Raw genomic sequence first — 17,901 nt, 5'->3', positions numbered from 1 at the left:
CCATTATGCGTAAAGCGACTTTATACCAATTCAGCCTGCCCATGGAGGCAGGCATTATTTTGCGTTATCAGCGCCTGAAAACCCGTGACGGTTTTTTGGTGCACTTACAGGAAAATGGACGAGATGGTTGGGGAGAAATTTCCCCATTACCTGAATTTAGCCATGAAACGCTTGAACAAGCTAAAACATTGGCGGTGGAATGGCTGCAACAATGGTGTTTGGACACGCAACCGGAAGAAAGCGATCGTCCTTCCGTTGCGTTTGGCGTGAGCTGTGCACTGGCTGAATTACAGGGAGAGTTGCCTGAAACAGCCAATTATTGCAAGGCGCCTTTATGTACGGGCGATCCCGATGATGTGATCCTGCGTTTGGGAAGTATGACAGGCCATAAGATTGCTAAAGTGAAAGTTGGGCTGTATGAAGCCGTACGGGATGGCATGGTAGTGAATGTGATGCTTGAGGCAGTGCCTGATCTCCGGTTGCGATTAGATGCTAACCGCAGTTGGACACGCACAAAAGCAGAGGGCTTCGCTAAATATGTCAATCCAGATTATCGGCACCGAATTGCTTTTATTGAAGAACCCTGCAAAACCCGGGAAGAATCTCTGGCGTTTGCTCGTGAAACGGGTATCGCCATTGCATGGGATGAAAGTGTCCGTGAAGCCGGTTTTACCGTAGAAGCTCAGGAGGGCGTCTCTGCCATTATCATCAAACCAACATTGGTGGGCAGTATTGGCCGTTGCCGTCAATTAATTATCGAAGCTCATCAGTTAGGGTTAGAGGCAGTGATTAGCTCCAGCATTGAAAGTAGCTTTGGTTTGACACAATTGGCTCGTCTTACTCAATGGCTCACACCTAATTCACTTCCGGGCTTGGATACTTTGGATCTTATCCAGTCACAACTTATCCGTTGTTGGCCTGATAGTAATATTCCGTGTGTCATGCTGGATAAACTGGCTATGGTGTGGAGTAGTGAATGTCAGTAATAGAGTGGATTCAATGGCCGTGGCAGCATTGGGCTACGGCCTTGCCTGAAAAACAGGCTATTCAGTTATATGATGAGCAACTAACCTGGCATCAATTAACGCAAAGCATCAATGCTATTGCTGTCCATTTCCACCAACAGGGTGTTGTGGAAGGTAGAGGTGTGATCCTGAGAGGCAAGAACAGCGCGGAACTTCTGTTGTGTTACCTGGCTGTCCTGCGATGTGGCGCCAGAGCGTTACCTCTTAATCCTCAGTTACCTGATCGGTTGTTGGTGGAGCTATTGCCTCATCTCAATATGGATTATGGAGTGGATTTCACGGACTCACCTTCGCCTGTTATGCCAGTTAAGATACTTGACTGGCAACAAAAGTTTCCGGCGAAACATGATCGGCGGGCAAAAAACAACCTATTGGTGTTGTGGGAAAGTCAACGTCCTGCCAGCATGATCCTGACCTCCGGCTCTTCTGGATTGCCTAAAGCTGCGGTACATTCCATTGGCGCTCATCTTGCCAGCGCACAAGGCATTCTTTCCCGCATGGATTTTCAGCCAGATGATAGTTGGTTACTGTCATTGCCTCTGTTTCATGTTTCAGGCCAAGGGATCCTTTGGCGTTGGTTACAAACAGGAGCAACATTAGTGCTGCGGGATTTACATCCGTTGGATCGTGCGCTGTCAGGTTGTACCCATGCATCACTTGTACCTACCCAACTGTGGCGTTTGCTGGAACAACCCCATAACTATTCATTGACATTAAAAGAAGTGTTATTGGGAGGTGCTATGATACCGACGTCGCTGACCCAGCGGGCTGAAGAATTAGGTATTCGTTGCTGGTGTGGCTATGGGCTGACAGAAATAGCATCAACTGTTTGCGCAAAACGGGCTGATGAGCTGCCCGGGGTAGGTAATCCACTCCCTGGAAAGTCCATTCGCTTAGTCGATGAAGAAATTCAGATCCGTGCTGATAGTATTGCGAGTGGTTATTGGTTTAATGGGGAATTGCAGCCATTGGCAGATAACGAAGGATGGTTTTCGACCCGGGATCGAGGCGTATTTGAACAGGGGGAGTTACGGATTGTAGGGCGCCTCGATAACCAATTTTTCAGTGGTGGGGAGGGTATCCAGCCAGAAGATATTGAGCGGATCATTAACCAACATCCTCAAATTGAACAGAGTTTTGTTGTTCCCATTCCTGATATTGAATTCGGTCATCGGCCAGTAGCGGTAATTGAAACTCAATATCCTGCGCTAACAGAAACACTTATTGATTGGCTTACGGATAAAACCGCAGCTTTTCAGCGGCCTATTGCCTGCTATGTGTTACCTGCACAACTGAAAAATGGAGGAATAAAGGTTTCGCGCCAACAAGTTAAGCAATGGGTAACAGAGATAAATAGTAAACATAATAAATGATAACGTTAATTACATATCTTTATGAATCTAAACATTTCCTTGCTTTTTATCATCTATAACGCCACGTCGGTTTAAGTACAATATCTTAGCTCATATAGGCATTGAATAATTAAAGGACAAGATTATGAAAGGTTTTTTTGCTATTGGTGCCGCTAGTTTGTTTTTTATAGCTTGCTCAGCAAATGCTCTCTCTATAGATGCTCAGGTGGGAAAACACAGCACAAGCACCTCAGTGGGGATTGGTGATAAATATGCTGGCCTGTCTCTGACGGGTAACTGGACTCGCAGTGATCACAATGGCCAGCTTGGTAGTTTAGGTTTAGGCTTCGGTCTGCCATTTGGTCCATTAGCTGCAAACGTCGGCGCAAAAGGACTTTATTTGTCCCCCAAAGATGGGAAAGATGGCGCTGCATTGGCTGTAGGTGCTGGCCTTAGTTGGGCCGTGACTTCTTCTTTATCCCTGTATGGTGAGGCTTACGGTTCGCCATCAGGCTTAACGTCAGGAATGGATTCTTATACTGAGGCTACAGGAGGAGCACGTTATACATTTTTCAAACCCCTGAGTGTAGATGTTGGCTACCGTGTCATTGACATACGGGGTAGTCATGGTAATCGTAATAACAAGGTTTCCGATGGTTTTTATGTTGGCGTTGGTTTGAGTTTTTAATTAGACGAAAATGCTGCAAGGTTATCTGCATTAACACTTATGCGGATAACCTTAGACAAGATAAACTTACCCTATGTTTGGCAGTATACCTGTAACAATACCAATTTGAATGGTAATAACTGCAAGCCCACACAGGAACACAAAGACTAATGCTGGTTTACCTCCTTTGACACGATAACCTTCTTTGTTTTCATCACGGCTACGCCAAACCAGCAGGCAAGGTAATAACAATGCGAGAATGGAGAGGGCAACAGCCGCAAATGTCAGTGCCATAACAAAATTAGGGTAATACAATGCACAGAGCAATGGTGGAGCAAAAGTCATTAACCCTGTTTGTAAACGCCCTTTGGCGTGATTGCGGCGCTTAAAAAGGTCAGCAAGGTAATCAAATAACCCTAAGGCAACACCGAGAAATGAGGTGGCTAGCGCAAGATCGGCAAACAGATGAACGGCAAACTCCACTTTGGGTGAAGCGACAATTTCTCTCACCGCTTTCAATAACCCATTTAGGCCAGATTCTTGTGCAAGAATACCTACAAATGTATTTGAAGAAATAGCGCCGAGTGTTACCAATTGCCACAGAATATAGGCTAACAGTGGTATGGCACTACCGATGATAAAGATTTTCCGTAGCTTGTTGGTCTCTCCTCCCATATAGGCAACGATACTTGGCACACTACCGTGAAATCCGAATGAAGTAAAAATAACCGGGATGGCAGAGAGTGCTAATCCTTGCTCAATAGGCATGGAAATGAGGTTGATTTTATCAACATGAGGCATCATTACGCCGAGTACGATCACCAGAAAAACAATTTTAGCGGTAAACAACAGGCGGTTAATAAAATCGACAGATTGGGTTCCAATACAGACTATCCCACCACCAATAATGGTAAAAATGCTGATCCCGGCAGAGACAGAAATAGGTTTATCCAACCAAGAAGAGAGGGAAGTCGCCAGTAATTCACCCGCACCACTAATATAAGCCGTTGTCAGGGCATACATAAGGAAAAGCATACTGAAGCCAGTCAACACCTGCCCACCTAACCCAAGGTAGCGTTTCGCGATAGTCCCTAATCCAGTGTTAAATTTATTATGTTGATACACTTCTACGAGCAAGAGTGCTGTATAACTCATTAAAGCCCACAGAACGACTAACATAGCAAATGTAGTTCCAAACCCCACCCCCGCCGTTGCCAATGGCATTGCTAACATCCCTGCGCCAATCGTCGTTCCAGCAACGATAAAAATACTGCCAATAGTGCGATTTTTCACGCGATCCTCATTTCTGAATATGTTGAGAAATAGTTATAAGACCCGCAGGTTAAATGATTGATTTATGTCTGTCAAATATATAGTACACAAGGTGTAAACAAATAATTACACATTGGGTGGTGCTTATAATCCGTTATCGATATGTATAATTTATGTAAAAAGGAGAAAACAGAAGCATATTAAGTTAAAAAGCAATCAGAAACTTCTTTGTTGAGTAACATAATTTATTAGTATGTCAAAGGACTTTGTCGTTTGGATATGAGAGGTCAGATAACCAGGCCAATAAAGTAGTAAATTGAGAAGATAGACAGGGAATATATGCGGGAGATTTTGTTGGGTGTATAAAGTAAAAACCCGCTATTTCACCGATTGGTTACGGGAAATAACGGGTTCTTGTATGGTGCCGGCTACCGGAGTCGAACTGGTGACCTACTGATTACAAGTCAGTTGCTCTACCAACTGAGCTAAGCCGGCGAAATTTGGCGGAAGGATAGAGATTCGAACTCTAGGATGGTTTCCCATCGGCGGTTTTCAAGACCGCTGCCTTCGACCGCTCGGCCATCCTTCCATGGCGCGAGATTATGCCTATATCATTTTGATGTGTCTAGCCCCTAAAGAAAAAAAATTATGTTTTTTTACTGTTTGCTCAATCTTCGATCTGTAATGGCCTTTTTATTCGCTAACCTGCTAATATTAAGCACAGTACACCGGCTTATTTATCGACGGGTTGATATCGAATTGACCAAAATATATTCATACTAAAGGCAACTATCCAAAGAATGTATAAACAACCACCTATCAAGCCATCCGCTATTCCTCGTTTTTACGCGTTATTTGTTACTTTGCTTTTTACGTCTCTATTTTTATTCGGGTATAACTATTTTGATATTTGGTTGATGGAGAAAAAATATGCTATCAGTAGTGTAACCGCTAAGATGAGATTGCAGATTAAAGATTATCGTTACCATGCAAGTCATATTTTTGAGCAGTCAAATACTCTGCCAATCTCCTCTCAGGAGAATACGCCATTGTTTAAATTGCGTCCCGATGTCTATTGGCTAGAAAATCGTTATCAGTCTGTTGATGCCATTATTTTTGGTCAATATAACGACTCGAGTGTCCAGCTTGCTCAGTACTTATCTAGCTATTTGGATATTCTCTGGGGGCCTCATAATGAATACTTGTCTATGTACTACCTCAATGGGCAAGATAATAATTTGTTATTGATAACCACCTATCCGATTTTAAAACCAGAAATCAGATTCAAAGAGAGCTATCTGACTCTGAACCCTGAAACCAAACGCACCGAGATGTTGGATCAGTCTTCCACTTTGGAGGAAAAAGAGAGCATTTCCTCCATTAATGTATTGCGTAGTGAAAATATTTATTTCTACACCTATAAAGCTGCATTTAATGCAACAGGGCAATTAACCACTATTATTGCTTTTGATTTACCCATTAATAACCTTTTGCCGGTTGATATGTCGCCAGCAAATTTCCGTTTGAATACGCTCAACTTACATGAACCTGAGACTTCCGATAAAGTTGAGGTTTCATTGAGCGGTTTTTGGCTAGAATTTTCTCAGCCTCTTGATGTCGTGCCATATAAATTGATTTACCAAGTCCCACTGAAGGCGCTGATTGTAGATTTGTTGCTCAGGAATGTCTGGCTTTTGCTTTCTATATTGCTTTTCTTTCTGTTTTCTTTGAGTGGGTTATTTTATATCCGTAGGCGATATATTGCACCGAATGCTTCCATGGATCATGAACTGAAAATTAAAGATGCCCTAAATAGGGATATTATCTCTAATATTCCTATTGGAGTCGTTGTTTATGATTTTGAATCAAATCAGATAATGATAATTAATAAAGTTGCAGAGCAGTTGATGCCTCATCTGGATTTGAATAAAGTTATGGCAATGGCACAACAACATCATGGTGTAATTCAGGCATCCATTGATGAAGCAGTTTATGAAGTAAAAATATATAACAATGGCTTATTACCAGAAACTTACTTATTTTTACTACAAGACAAAGATCAGGAATTCATGGCAAGTAAGCGATTGCAATTTGCCCATCGGGAATATGATAAAAGTATTCAGAGCAGGCGTTCTATGCTTTCAAATATTAATAATGAAATAAAAAATCCCATTAATAATATTAATGATATTGCCAACCAATTGCAGCTATTATCACAAGATGAAAATGAGCAAAAGTTATTGGACAAGTTATTAGATAAATCAAAATATATCACTGAATGGCTTGAAAACATTTCGTTACTCAATGAATTAGAACTGGGGGATTGGCAGCCAGATAATGAAATATTTTCCCTATCTTCACGGTTGGAAGATATTTTGAAAGTCTCTTTGCCGATATTAAATGCCAAAGGTTTGAGGGTTTATTATCACTTTAATATTTCTCGTGAATCTTTATTCATAGGAGATGAGGTTGCATTAAGTAAAATTGTTACATTGTTGTTTAATTATGCAATAACGACGACCAGTTATGGTAAAATATCATTGGTTGTTAATAGCTCAGGTAAATATGACAACCATATTCAGATTGAGTTGATGGATAGTGGCACTGGTTTAAGTGAAAGAGATCTAACCAGCTTAAATTATCCTTTTCTGAACCAATCAGTGGAAGATAAGTACTCTACCCATTCTGACATGACTTTTTATTTATGTAATCAGTTGAGTAAAAGAATGGGAGGAAGCCTTGATATTAAAAGCAAGTTGGGGCTGGGAACGCATTATGTTATCAATTTGCTCTTATCGCAACATGATGAAAATAGCGAGACTCCCCAACTTTTGGAAGGGATCACGGTTTTAATTGATATCCATAACCCTGAGATCAGCAAAATCGTCCATACTTATCTCAATAATTATGGTGCAGTATATTTTGATAAAAGAAAAGAGGGCATTACGGAAGAGTACGATATTATCCTTACGGATAGGCAGTACAAAGAAGAAAAGCAGTACAAACAGGAAAAACCAACTATATTATTAGTGGGGAGCTTAGCAGGATTTAAGCAGTTGAAGCCAGGAATGGTTCAGTGCAATTACAATCTTGCTGATGATGTTATCAATGCAATATCGTTTCTGATTGAAGAAAATTTCAGTTTAGATGGATCCAGAGAAATTTATGACATCTCTAAACCAGCAGGTGATTTAATTAAATATATTGATTTAATTGATAATGTTGATAGCAGTATTGGCAATATCCTCAGAAGTTATCAAACTCAGTTGGCAAACAGCGACTACAGGAAATTGTTTATAGAGACAGTACCTATGGACATTACCAGACTGTATATTGATATAGAACGACATGATTTGATATCACTTTCGCAAACGGTACACCGCCTTAAGGGTGCGTTTGCTATGTTGGATTTGAAATTTCTTAGGTCATCATGTGAGGCGTTGGAAAAACACATAGCAGACAATAATGAAGTAGAAATCAAAAATAGCATCAGCCTCATTGATTCCTTTATCACAAAGCTGTTGCAGCAAGGTAACCAATAATATGAATAACCTTAATGTCATTATTGCCGATGACCATCCCATCGTTTTGTTTGGCATCCGCAAGTCACTTGAACAAATTGAGTGGATTAATGTAGTCGGTGAATTTGAAAATTCAACGACGCTCATTAATAGCTTGCCACATATAGAAGCAAATGTTCTCATAACAGACTTGTCAATGCCTGGGGATAAATATGGTGATGGTATCACCCTGATAAAATATATTAAACGTCATTACCCAACATTGGCAATCATTGTTCTTACAATGAACAATAATCCGGCTATTTTAAGTGCTATACTTGAGCTTGATATTGAGGGAATCGTGTTAAAGCAAGGAGCACCAACAGATTTGCCTAAAGCACTTTCTGCTTTGCAAAAGGGGAAGCAGTTTACGCCTGAAAGTGTTTCCAAGTTACTTGAAAAGGTTAATGCCAATGGATATGGAGATAAACGTTTATCTCCTAAAGAGAGCGAAGTCCTACGTTTATTTGCTGAAGGTTTTCTTGTTACTGATATTGCCAAAAAACTTAATCGTAGTATTAAGACAATTAGTAGTCAGAAGAAATCAGCCATGATAAAACTGGGGGTCGATAACGATATCGCATTGCTTAACTATTTATCTTCTGTCACTATCGATAAAGATATTGATAACTAACCAATGTATTATCTTTTCTAATGGATAATCGGTAGCAGTAGTTACCGATTATCCATCATTCATAGCTCAATATGTATGAGTTTAAATATCACTATATTTAATTAATGTTTCTTTTAATATAGCCAATGATACCGGTTTTGACAGGCAATCATTCATGCCCATATTAGCACAACGCTGTTTTTCTTCTGCCAGTGCATTGGCAGTAATACCGATAATGGGTTTGGTATAACCTTTGTCCCTTAAGTATTGGGTAAGTTCATAGCCATCCATATTTGGCATGTTAACATCTGTTAGAATAATATCGGGTGAATTGTTTTTAAGATATTCAATAGCTTCAATACCATCATTAGCCGTTGATGCACTAAACCCTATTGAGTTTAATTGGTTGACCAGTAAATTCTGATTAATAGGGTGGTCATCAACGACCAATACTTTAACTGTATTTAAACAAATATCAGTTTGGACGGTTTTATCTGTAACAGGGATTGTTGATATAGAAATATCTGGCAAGAAAGTTTGTTCTGCCAGGAGATTATCCAGCATATTATCCAGTTCATTCAGTTCATAAGTGTTATATAACCAATAATTTTCTCTAATTTGTTCTGGTGAACCGATATGTTTCTCTGAAATTTCTATAAAGTAACATACAGAAATATTCGTTTTATGAGTTCGATCACTAATGAGTATTTCTGTGCCATCTAGTTGGCTTTCGTCATAGAGGACTACTTGGAAATGATTTTGTGTAAGAAAATTTTGCAAATATTTTTCCAAAAAATCATTGTAAATATTTAACAGAATCCTCTTTTGAGTCCGCTGGTTGGATAATTGTTTGGCATGGTATTTCACACCATATAAAGGGAGACGGATAGAAAAGATACTGCCAACATATTTTTGTGAGACAAATTCAATATCACCATCCATCAAATTAATAAGTTTTTCACAAATAGCCAGCCCCAACCCTGTACCTTGTGAGGAACTTTTTTTATTAGCACTGATTTGAAAGAAGGGCTCGAATAATTGAAATTGTAATTTATCCTCGATCCCAAGCCCGGTATCTTTAATGCTGATATATAGATAGCCATGCCTTGAGCTGATTTCAATGACAACATAGCCAGATGCCGTGAATTTGATCGCATTGTTCAGTAAATTGGAGATAATTTGTTGTAACCTTACAGGATCATTGCGGATGATATCGGGGACATCTGGTTCAATATAGCAGTACAAACCTAAGCCTTTTTTGGCAATCAGGGGAAGGTAGTTTGAAATCACATGTGATAGGATCTCTTTGCAACTGAAATCTTTGGGTTCAATTTTCAATTGCTTGGATTCTATCTTTGAGAAGTCGAGAATATCACTGATAATTTTCAGCAATAGTGATGATGAATTATTCATTGTTGCCAGCAATCGGGCAGATTCTGGAGGTAATGTATGAGACTGCATCAACTCCAGATTACCAATAATGCCATAAAGTGGTGTCCTTAATTCATGGCTGACTGTGGCAAGAAACATTGATTTTGCCTGGTTAGCTTGTTCTGCTGCTGAGGCCATCTCCTGCAAAGATTTTTCCATTTTTACGCGGGTGCTGACATCTATCAGTACACAGATTGCGACCTCTTCATTACGATAACGTGAGTGTACGAAACTAATTTGCAAATGATTATTGTTGCTGGTGACGACATCAATATAGCTACTGGTTTTATCGCAAATGATATCAACAATGCGTTTTTGATCTTCATACGTCAACATCCGAGTATAATTATGTGCTAACTCATTACTCAGGATGTTAACACCATCATTGATCCTTAAAATACTTATCCCCACAGGGGCAGAGGCGACAATTTTATGGTTAAACTGCTCATGTTCTTCAAGGCGAATAGCATTCTCTTCGGCTGGAGAAAACATTTTACGCTCAAACAGCCAAACGAAAAAGATAATCGCAATCGCAGAAATAATATTCAAGATGATACTATTAATTGCACTGACTTTCAGTTCATCGTAAATATGTTTTAGCGGCAATGAATAGGTAATACGTAATGAAGAGGGGGATAAATTCCGCATTAATACCAGGCTGGTAAAATTTTCATCGTAACCAAAATACATCGGCTGTGAGTTGGGATTTACAACGAGTGGTTTATTATTAGTTTTTATCGGAAATTGCAATTCGGGCTGATTTGATTCGTTTAGCATCATGACTGTAACAGGCCGCTCCCTTTTTTGTAAAAAAGATTCTAGCCTGATAGATTTTTCGATACCTATGATCCCTGTCATATGTCCATTAATATAAATAGGCGTAAAAACATAAAGATTACCACCATCCGCTTTGGGGTTAGGTTGGATCCAAAAGAGCGCTCTTTCATTGTTTTGTTCTCTCATGTTGATCAACCTGCGGGTATTCTCGTAGATCATTTTTTTTAGTGCATCAGGTTCTGTGATATTGTTATGAGGGAAAAAGTTCACCATGCATTGGCTTTTTACTCCAATGAAAAAAGTCTGATTTATACTGCGTATAGCGGCAGCATTTTCTCTCCAAAATGCAATCAACTGGTCTAATGAATATAAACTATTATGTGAGGTTCTGCGTAATAGTTCACAATCGGAACTCTCATTCAAAGGAATGTACGAGAGAATATCGTTATTATGCGGGACGATTGTTTGATTTTTATCATTATCTTGTGATAAACGCTTTTCCGCCATAAATTGAATATCTCGCAAGATATTAGCGATATGTCGTATATGTGAAAAGGCTATATCGTAGTTGGCATTATATTCTTGACGAATATCAGATTTGAGTGCATTAAAAAGACTTGTCAAATAAAAGCTGGTTAATAAGGCTCCAAGCGCCCATAGCATAAATCCAAGCACCCGAAAAAGATAACGTGATATCTTTAATGACGTCCGAAAAGAAGATAAATATCTCAAGAGATCGCCTGATGAAATATATGATTAATAATAACTGCTTACAGCATATACTAGTGTAGCAGGGAATACAAAGTAGCATTTTGCATCTTGCTAATTCTTCGTCAAAAAATTGAACAAAAAAAGCAGGCACTTAAATGCCTGCTCTATTGTGATTTACTCTCTTTTAACGCGCTACTTTTTTATTCACTATTCCTTTCATCAGAAGGCGTTGCTACATTGTCATTTTCGTCATCATCATCTGGTTCAGCTACGCGCTGTAAGCCAACGACTTCTTCGTTTTCGGCTGTGCGGATCAGGGTGACACCTTGGGTATTGCGGCCAACAACACTGACCTCAGAAACACGGGTTCGTACTAATGTTCCTCCATTAGTAATCATCATGATCTGATCAGTGGGTTCTACTTGAATTGCGCCGATCACATTGCCGTTACGTTCGCTGACTTTGATGGAAATGACACCTTGGGTAGCCCTGGATTTCGTCGGATATTCGCTTTCGGCGGTACGCTTGCCGTAACCATTTTCAGTGACGGTCAGGATTTCTCCTTGCCCACGAGGAATGATCAGGGAAACAACTTTATCGCCTTCACTGAGTTTGATACCACGAACCCCAGTTGCAGTACGTCCCATTGCCCGTACACCTTTTATGCGAACAGTACCATCTTCTAGCGTTTCTTCCTCTTCTTCAAGGAAACGAACGACTTTACCCTGTGCAGAGAACAGCATGACCTCATTGCTGCCATCTGTCAGGTCAACGCCGATTAACTCATCCCCTTCATTCAGATTCACGGCAATGATACCAGCACTGCGTGGGCGGCTAAATTCGCTGAGCTTGGTTTTCTTAACAACACCACTAGCTGTTGCCATGAAAATATTCAGCCCATCTTCATATTCACGCACTGGTAAAATAGCTGTAATACGTTCGTTTTGATCCAATGGCAGAAGGTTGACAATTGGGCGACCACGAGCACCACGGCTCGCTTCCGGCAATTGATATACCTTCATCCAGTACATCTTGCCCTTATTTGAGAAGCAGAGGATAGTGTCGTGAGTATTGGCTACCAACAAACGCTCAATGAAATCTTCTTCTTTGGTACGTGCGGCTGATTTGCCTTTGCCGCCACGACGCTGAGCTTCATAATCGGACAGAGGCTGATATTTAACATATCCTTGATGGGACAGCGTAACAACAACATCTTCCTGATTAATCAGGTCTTCAATATTGATGTCTGCTGAATTCTCAGTCAGCTCAGTCCGGCGGGCATCGTTATATTGTCCTTTGATAACCAACAATTCTTCACGAATGACTTCCATCAAACGTTGTGGGCTTTCCAAAATGAACAGCAATTCCGCGATAGCTTTCAGCAAGTCACGATACTCATCAAGCAGTTTTTCATGCTCAAGGCCGGTCAGTTTTTGCAGACGCAGATCCAAAATAGCCTGTGCTTGTGGTTCGGTCAGGTAATATTTACCGCCACGAATACCATACTGTGGTTCCAGCCATTCAGGACGGGCAGCATCATTACCCGCTTGTGCCAGCATAGAGGCAACATTGCCCAATTCCCACGCCTGGGAAATCAAGCTGGCTTTCGCTTCAGCAGGCGTGGAAGCTCTGCGGATCAATTCGATCACAGGATCGATGTTCGCCAAGGCAATAGCCAATGCTTCAAGAATATGGGCACGTTCACGAGCTTTACGTAGTTCAAAAATAGTCCGGCGGGTGACGACTTCACGGCGGTGGCAAACAAAAGCAGAAAGAATATCTTTCAGGTTAAGTAATTTAGGCTGTCCCTGATGCAGAGCAACCATGTTGATACCAAATGAAACCTGTAGTTGGGTCAGTGAATACAGGTTATTTAAGACAACTTCACCAACGGCATCACGTTTTACTTCGATAACAATGCGCATGCCATCTTTATCGGATTCATCACGCAGTGCACTGATCCCTTCAATACGTTTCTCTTTGACCAGTTCAGCTATCTTTTCGATCAAGCGGGCTTTATTAACCTGATAAGGAATTTCATTGACAATAATGGTTTCGCGGCCATTTTTCTCATCAGTTTCAATTTCTGCGCGGGCGCGGATATAAATTTTACCGCGACCTGTACGGTAGGCTTCCTGAATGCCACGGCGCCCGTTGATAATAGCCGCTGTCGGGAAGTCAGGACCTGGGATATGTTCCATCAAGCCTTCGATGCTGATGTTTTCATCATCGATATAAGCCAGACAACCGTCGATCACCTCAGATAAATTATGAGGTGGAATGTTGGTTGCCATACCGACCGCAATCCCTGATGAACCATTCACCAGTAAATTGGGTATACGGGTTGGCATTACCTCGGGAATTTGCTCTGTGCCATCATAGTTGGGCACAAAGTTGACAGTTTCTTTTTCCAAGTCTGCCAGCAATTCATGGGCAATTTTTGCCATGCGTACTTCGGTATAACGCATCGCTGCCGCAGAATCGCCATCTACTGATCCAAAGTTCCCCTGACCGTCAACCAGCATATAGCGCATGGAGAATGGTTGTGCCAGACGAACAATCGTGTCATAAACAGCGACGTCACCATGTGGATGATATTTACCGATAACATCCCCAACAACGCGGGCAGATTTTTTATAAGGTTTATTCCAATCATTTCCCAATACATTCATCGCGAAAAGTACGCGGCGGTGTACTGGCTTCAGTCCGTCTCGAACATCTGGCAGTGCGCGTCCAACAATAACGGACATCGCGTAATCCAGATACGAGCTTTTCAGCTCTTCTTCGATATTGACCGGTGTGATTTCTCTGGCAATGTCGCTCATGGAGCCACTGTCCCTCATACTCCGAATTCAAAGGCTTAGAATTATACCACAAAATGGCAGTTTTATAAAAATCTGACACGGGTATTTCAAGATTAAGGTATGTATAATAGTTTTCTATCACACATCCCCATAATACTGTTACATTTTCTGTGAACCAGTTTGCTGTGAACCAGTTTGCTGTGAAGCAGTTCCTAGGAGCGATATTGCTGATGAACGTCAAAACTCCCGATTCACACATTCAACCCCATGCCAATGTGGATCAGCAGGAAATCGAAAAATTTGAAGCCGTTGCTTCCCGTTGGTGGGATCTTGAAGGTGAATTCAAGCCATTGCACCGTATCAATCCACTGCGCTTGAACTACATTTTGCAACGTGCTGATGGCCTTTTTGGCAAAAAAGTGCTGGATGTTGGATGTGGTGGCGGTATCTTGTCGGAAAGCATGGCGCGTGAGGGGGCGGAAGTGACAGGGTTGGATATGGGTTTTGAACCCCTGCAAATTGCCCGTTTGCATGCGTTGGAATCCGGTGTTTCCGCTTCTTATATTCAGGAAACGGTAGAAAGTCACGCAGAACAGCACCAACATGCTTATGATGTGGTGACTTGCCTGGAAATGCTTGAACATGTGCCAGATCCAGAGTCTGTAGTTCATGCCTGTGCCAAATTAGTCAAACCTGGTGGTCATGTTTTCTTTTCAACGATTAACCGCAACCGAAAAGCCTGGTTGATGGCAGTTGTCGGCGCTGAATATATATTGAACATGGTGCCAAAAGGAACACATGATGCGAAAAAATTTATTCGACCTTCTGAATTGATCAGTTGGATTGATAAGACTGCTCTGAAAGAGCAACATATTATTGGTTTACATTACAATCCGTTAACAGACAAATTTCGACTTGGATATAATGTAGACGTGAATTATATGCTGCACACACGATCTGTCTGACAAAGACAGCTAAGGGATTAATAAAACGGCAACTAGATATTATTTTTAAGATTTTATTTTCCCTGTTTCGCCGATAGCCTTATGAAAGTAACATCAAGTAACTACGCAGGTTATCGGCTTTTTGCCAGAATTAATCCTCAAGTTATCCACAAAACTTCTCGATCTTGTACACTTGATAAAACCCGAAAATAACATTATCTTGTTATTACCGTTTTAATTACCCCCTATATATTGTGTTTCTTGTCATCTTGTAGTAGCAACTTGTGATGTAGTAAGTATGTAGTAGCAAGTCGCAATAAGCAGTAGCAAAGCAATAGTGAATTGTAGTTAAGCCCCAACTGGCACTCAGCCATCTTGGGGGCATCGTGCTGTCAAGAGGTCAAGGAACAATATAGGCGGGATACGAAAAGAGAGAAGGTGTATTTCCCCATGAACCAGAGTCTGCTAGTTACCAAACGTGATGGACATAAAGAACAAATTGATCTTGATAAAATTCACCGGGTTGTTACCTGGGCTGCTGAAGGTCTGAAAAATGTCTCAGTGTCACAAGTAGAACTGCGTTCCCAGATTCAATTTTACGATGGCATCAAAACATCGGATATCCATGAAACCATGATCAAAGCTGCGGCTGACCTGATCTCCGGTGATGCTCCTGATTATCAGTATCTGGCGGCACGCCTGGCGATTTTCCACCTGCGTAAAAAAGCCTATGGTCAGTTTGAGCCACCTGCACTGTATGACCATGTCGTAAAAATGGTCAACCTGGGTAAATACGACAAACATTTGCTGGAAGACTATTCCAAAGAAGAATTCGAGCAAATGGATAGTTTTATTGATCATTTGCGTGATATGGATTTCTCTTATGCAGCGGTCAAGCAGCTGGAAGGGAAGTATTTAGTACAAAACCGTGTGACTGGCGAAATTTATGAGAGTGCTCAGTTTCTCTACATGCTGGTTGCTGCGTGCCTGTTTTCGACTTATCCAAAAGAAACGCGTTTGGACTATATCCGTCGTTTCTATGATGCAGTGTCTACCTTTAAAATTTCGCTGCCAACGCCGATCATGGCGGGGGTTCGCACACCCACTCGCCAATTTAGTTCCTGTGTCCTGATTGAGTGTGGTGACAGCCTGGATTCTATCAATGCGACATCCAGCGCGATTGTTAAATATGTTTCCCAGCGTGCCGGCATTGGCATAAATGCGGGTCGCATCCGTGCGTTGGGTAGCCCAATCCGTGGTGGTGAAGCTTTCCACACAGGTTGTATCCCATTTTACAAACATTTCCAGACTGCGGTGAAATCTTGTTCTCAAGGTGGTGTTCGTGGCGGTGCAGCAACGCTGTTCTATCCGCTGTGGCACCTGGAAGTTGAAAGCCTGCTGGTACTGAAGAACAACCGTGGTGTCGAAGGTAACCGTGTTCGTCACATGGACTACGGTGTACAAGTTAACAAACTGATGTATGAGCGTCTGATTAAAGGCGGGGACATTTCTCTGTTCAGCCCGTCTGATGTGCCGGGATTGTACGATGCATTCTTTGAAGATCAGGAAGAATTTGAGCGCCTGTACACTCAGTATGAAAATGACCACAGTATCCGTAAAGAGAGCATTAAAGCAGTTGAATTGTTCTCTTTGATGATGCAAGAGCGTGCTTCAACAGGTCGTATTTACATTCAGAACGTTGACCACTGCAATACTCACAGTCCGTTTAATCCGGCTATTGCACCTGTGCGTCAATCTAACCTGTGCTTAGAAATTGCATTACCAACTAAGCCGTTGGGCAATATTAACGATGAAAACGGCGAAATTGCGCTGTGTACGCTGTCTGCTTTCAACTTGGGCGCCATCGAAAATCTGAATGAATTGGAAGAATTATCAGAGTTGGCTGTTCGTGCGCTGGATTCCTTGCTGGATTATCAAGATTATCCAATTGTCGCCGCAAAACAAGGCTCAATGGGGCGTCGAACTCTGGGTATTGGCGTAATTAACTTCGCTTATTATTTGGCGAAACACGGTGTATGTTACTCTGATGGCAGTGCTAACAATCTGACCCACAAAACATTTGAAGCTATTCAGTATTACCTGCTAAGAGCCTCAAACGAACTGGCAAAAGAGAAAGGGGCTTGTCCGTGGTTTGGTGAAACCACTTATTCACAAGGTGTTTTGCCGATTGATACTTACAAAAAGACACTGGATACCCTGACCAGCGAGCCTTTGCACATGGATTGGGAAGCTCTGCGTCGTGACATTCAACAATACGGCTTGCGTAACTCAACATTGTCTGCATTGATGCCATCAGAGACTTCTTCGCAGATCTCTAATGCAACCAATGGCATTGAACCACCGCGTGGTTATATCAGTGTGAAAGCATCTAAAGACGGTATCTTGCGTCAGGTTGTACCAGATTACGAGCTTCTGAAAGGTGCTTACGAGCTGCTATGGCAAATGCCGAGCAACGATGGCTACCTACAGTTGGTAGGGATCATGCAGAAATTCATCGATCAGTCGATTTCTGCCAATACTAACTATGATCCGGCGCGTTTCCCTAATGGCAAGGTTCCGATGAACCAATTGCTGAAAGATTTGCTGCTCGCTTACAAATATGGCGTGAAGACATTGTATTACCACAACACCCGTGATGGGGCAGAAGACGTTCAAGGTGATCTGGAAGAAGTTGTTGAGTCAGCAGATTCCGATTGTGAAGGCGGCGCGTGTAAGATTTAATTT

10 protein-coding genes and 2 tRNA genes are annotated in these 17,901 nt (G+C 41.6%); 7 read left to right on the top strand and 5 right to left on the bottom strand.

The genetic code is table 11. The annotated features are described in order from the left end of the window. Window positions 1-5: 5 nt before the first annotated feature. The 3 genes from menC (at window position 6) to Xets_RS18665 (ending at window position 3,065) form a co-directional block, all read left to right on the top strand. Window positions 6-986: an o-succinylbenzoate synthase gene (menC, locus tag Xets_RS18675; protein WP_187652309.1), complete on the top strand. Its 981-nt coding sequence runs from the start codon at window positions 6-8 to the stop codon at window positions 984-986. Further along, window positions 977-2,398, top strand: coding sequence for an o-succinylbenzoate--CoA ligase (gene menE, locus Xets_RS18670; RefSeq protein ID WP_099133636.1), 1,422 nt, complete (start codon window positions 977-979; stop codon window positions 2,396-2,398). Before menC ends, menE begins: the two co-directional genes overlap by 10 nt. 124 nt (window positions 2,399-2,522) lie before the next feature. Further along, on the top strand, window positions 2,523-3,065 hold the full coding sequence (locus Xets_RS18665) for a YfaZ family outer membrane protein (protein ID WP_187652296.1): 543 nt from the start codon (window positions 2,523-2,525) through the stop codon (window positions 3,063-3,065). A gap of 66 nt (window positions 3,066-3,131) precedes the next feature. Here the strand turns inward: Xets_RS18665 and tyrP are convergent, their stop codons facing one another. From tyrP to Xets_RS18650, 3 genes are all read right to left on the bottom strand, one after another. Next, window positions 3,132-4,337, bottom strand: a complete 1,206-nt coding sequence (tyrP, locus tag Xets_RS18660) for a tyrosine transporter TyrP (RefSeq protein WP_187652295.1) — start codon at window positions 4,335-4,337, stop codon at window positions 3,132-3,134. Between the two features lie 398 nt (window positions 4,338-4,735). Then, window positions 4,736-4,811, bottom strand: a tRNA-Thr gene (locus tag Xets_RS18655). Window positions 4,812-4,817: 6 nt separating this feature from the next. Further along, window positions 4,818-4,905: transfer RNA gene (locus Xets_RS18650), tRNA-Ser, on the bottom strand. Between the two features lie 211 nt (window positions 4,906-5,116). Here Xets_RS18650 and rcsD point away from each other — a divergent pair. Together rcsD and rcsB are read left to right on the top strand one after the other, a co-directional pair. Next, window positions 5,117-7,858: a phosphotransferase RcsD gene (gene rcsD / locus Xets_RS18645; RefSeq protein ID WP_099133642.1), complete on the top strand. Its 2,742-nt coding sequence runs from the start codon at window positions 5,117-5,119 to the stop codon at window positions 7,856-7,858. A gap of 1 nt (window position 7,859) precedes the next feature. Continuing rightward, the gene (rcsB, locus tag Xets_RS18640) at window positions 7,860-8,510 is read left to right on the top strand and encodes a response regulator transcription factor RcsB (protein ID WP_099133644.1); all 651 of its coding nucleotides are present in this window, start codon (window positions 7,860-7,862) and stop codon (window positions 8,508-8,510) included. 81 nt (window positions 8,511-8,591) lie between these two features. Here the strand turns inward: rcsB and rcsC are convergent, their stop codons facing one another. Further along, window positions 8,592-11,429, bottom strand: a complete 2,838-nt coding sequence (gene rcsC / locus Xets_RS18635; protein ID WP_187652294.1) for a two-component system sensor histidine kinase RcsC — start codon at window positions 11,427-11,429, stop codon at window positions 8,592-8,594. Between the two features lie 179 nt (window positions 11,430-11,608). Next, window positions 11,609-14,233: a DNA topoisomerase (ATP-hydrolyzing) subunit A gene (gene gyrA, locus Xets_RS18630; protein ID WP_187652293.1), complete on the bottom strand. Its 2,625-nt coding sequence runs from the start codon at window positions 14,231-14,233 to the stop codon at window positions 11,609-11,611. Window positions 14,234-14,442: 209 nt separating this feature from the next. Between gyrA and ubiG the strand changes: the two genes are divergently transcribed. Continuing rightward, complete coding sequence (ubiG, locus tag Xets_RS18625; protein ID WP_187652292.1) at window positions 14,443-15,177, top strand: bifunctional 2-polyprenyl-6-hydroxyphenol methylase/3-demethylubiquinol 3-O-methyltransferase UbiG; 735 nt, start codon at window positions 14,443-14,445, stop codon at window positions 15,175-15,177. Window positions 15,178-15,606: 429 nt separating this feature from the next. Beyond that, the gene (gene nrdA / locus Xets_RS18620; protein ID WP_099133651.1) at window positions 15,607-17,898 is read left to right on the top strand and encodes a class 1a ribonucleoside-diphosphate reductase subunit alpha; all 2,292 of its coding nucleotides are present in this window, start codon (window positions 15,607-15,609) and stop codon (window positions 17,896-17,898) included. Window positions 17,899-17,901: the final 3 nt, after the last annotated feature.

It is taken from the genome of Xenorhabdus sp. TS4 (assembly GCF_014467265.1).
GTDB classification, from domain to species: Bacteria; Pseudomonadota; Gammaproteobacteria; order Enterobacterales; family Enterobacteriaceae; genus Xenorhabdus; species Xenorhabdus ehlersii.
Note: the sequence above shows the minus strand (reverse complement) of the source record. Positions and strands in the feature narration are given on the sequence as shown.

What these genes read in the sequence shown, in the direction of transcription:
- Xets_RS18665 (WP_187652296.1), top strand. Translation starts at nt 2,523, where the DNA reads ATGAAAGGTTTTTTTGCTATTGGTGCCGCTAGTTTGTTTTTTATAGCT.
- rcsD (WP_099133642.1), top strand. Translation starts at nt 5,117, where the DNA reads ATGTATAAACAACCACCTATCAAGCCATCCGCTATTCCTCGTTTTTAC.
- menC (WP_187652309.1), top strand. Translation starts at nt 6, where the DNA reads ATGCGTAAAGCGACTTTATACCAATTCAGCCTGCCCATGGAGGCAGGC.
- ubiG (WP_187652292.1), top strand. Translation starts at nt 14,443, where the DNA reads ATGAACGTCAAAACTCCCGATTCACACATTCAACCCCATGCCAATGTG.
- gyrA (WP_187652293.1), bottom strand. Translation starts at nt 14,233, where the DNA reads ATGAGCGACATTGCCAGAGAAATCACACCGGTCAATATCGAAGAAGAG.
- rcsB (WP_099133644.1), top strand. Translation starts at nt 7,860, where the DNA reads ATGAATAACCTTAATGTCATTATTGCCGATGACCATCCCATCGTTTTG.
- nrdA (WP_099133651.1), top strand. Translation starts at nt 15,607, where the DNA reads ATGAACCAGAGTCTGCTAGTTACCAAACGTGATGGACATAAAGAACAA.
- menE (WP_099133636.1), top strand. Translation starts at nt 977, where the DNA reads ATGTCAGTAATAGAGTGGATTCAATGGCCGTGGCAGCATTGGGCTACG.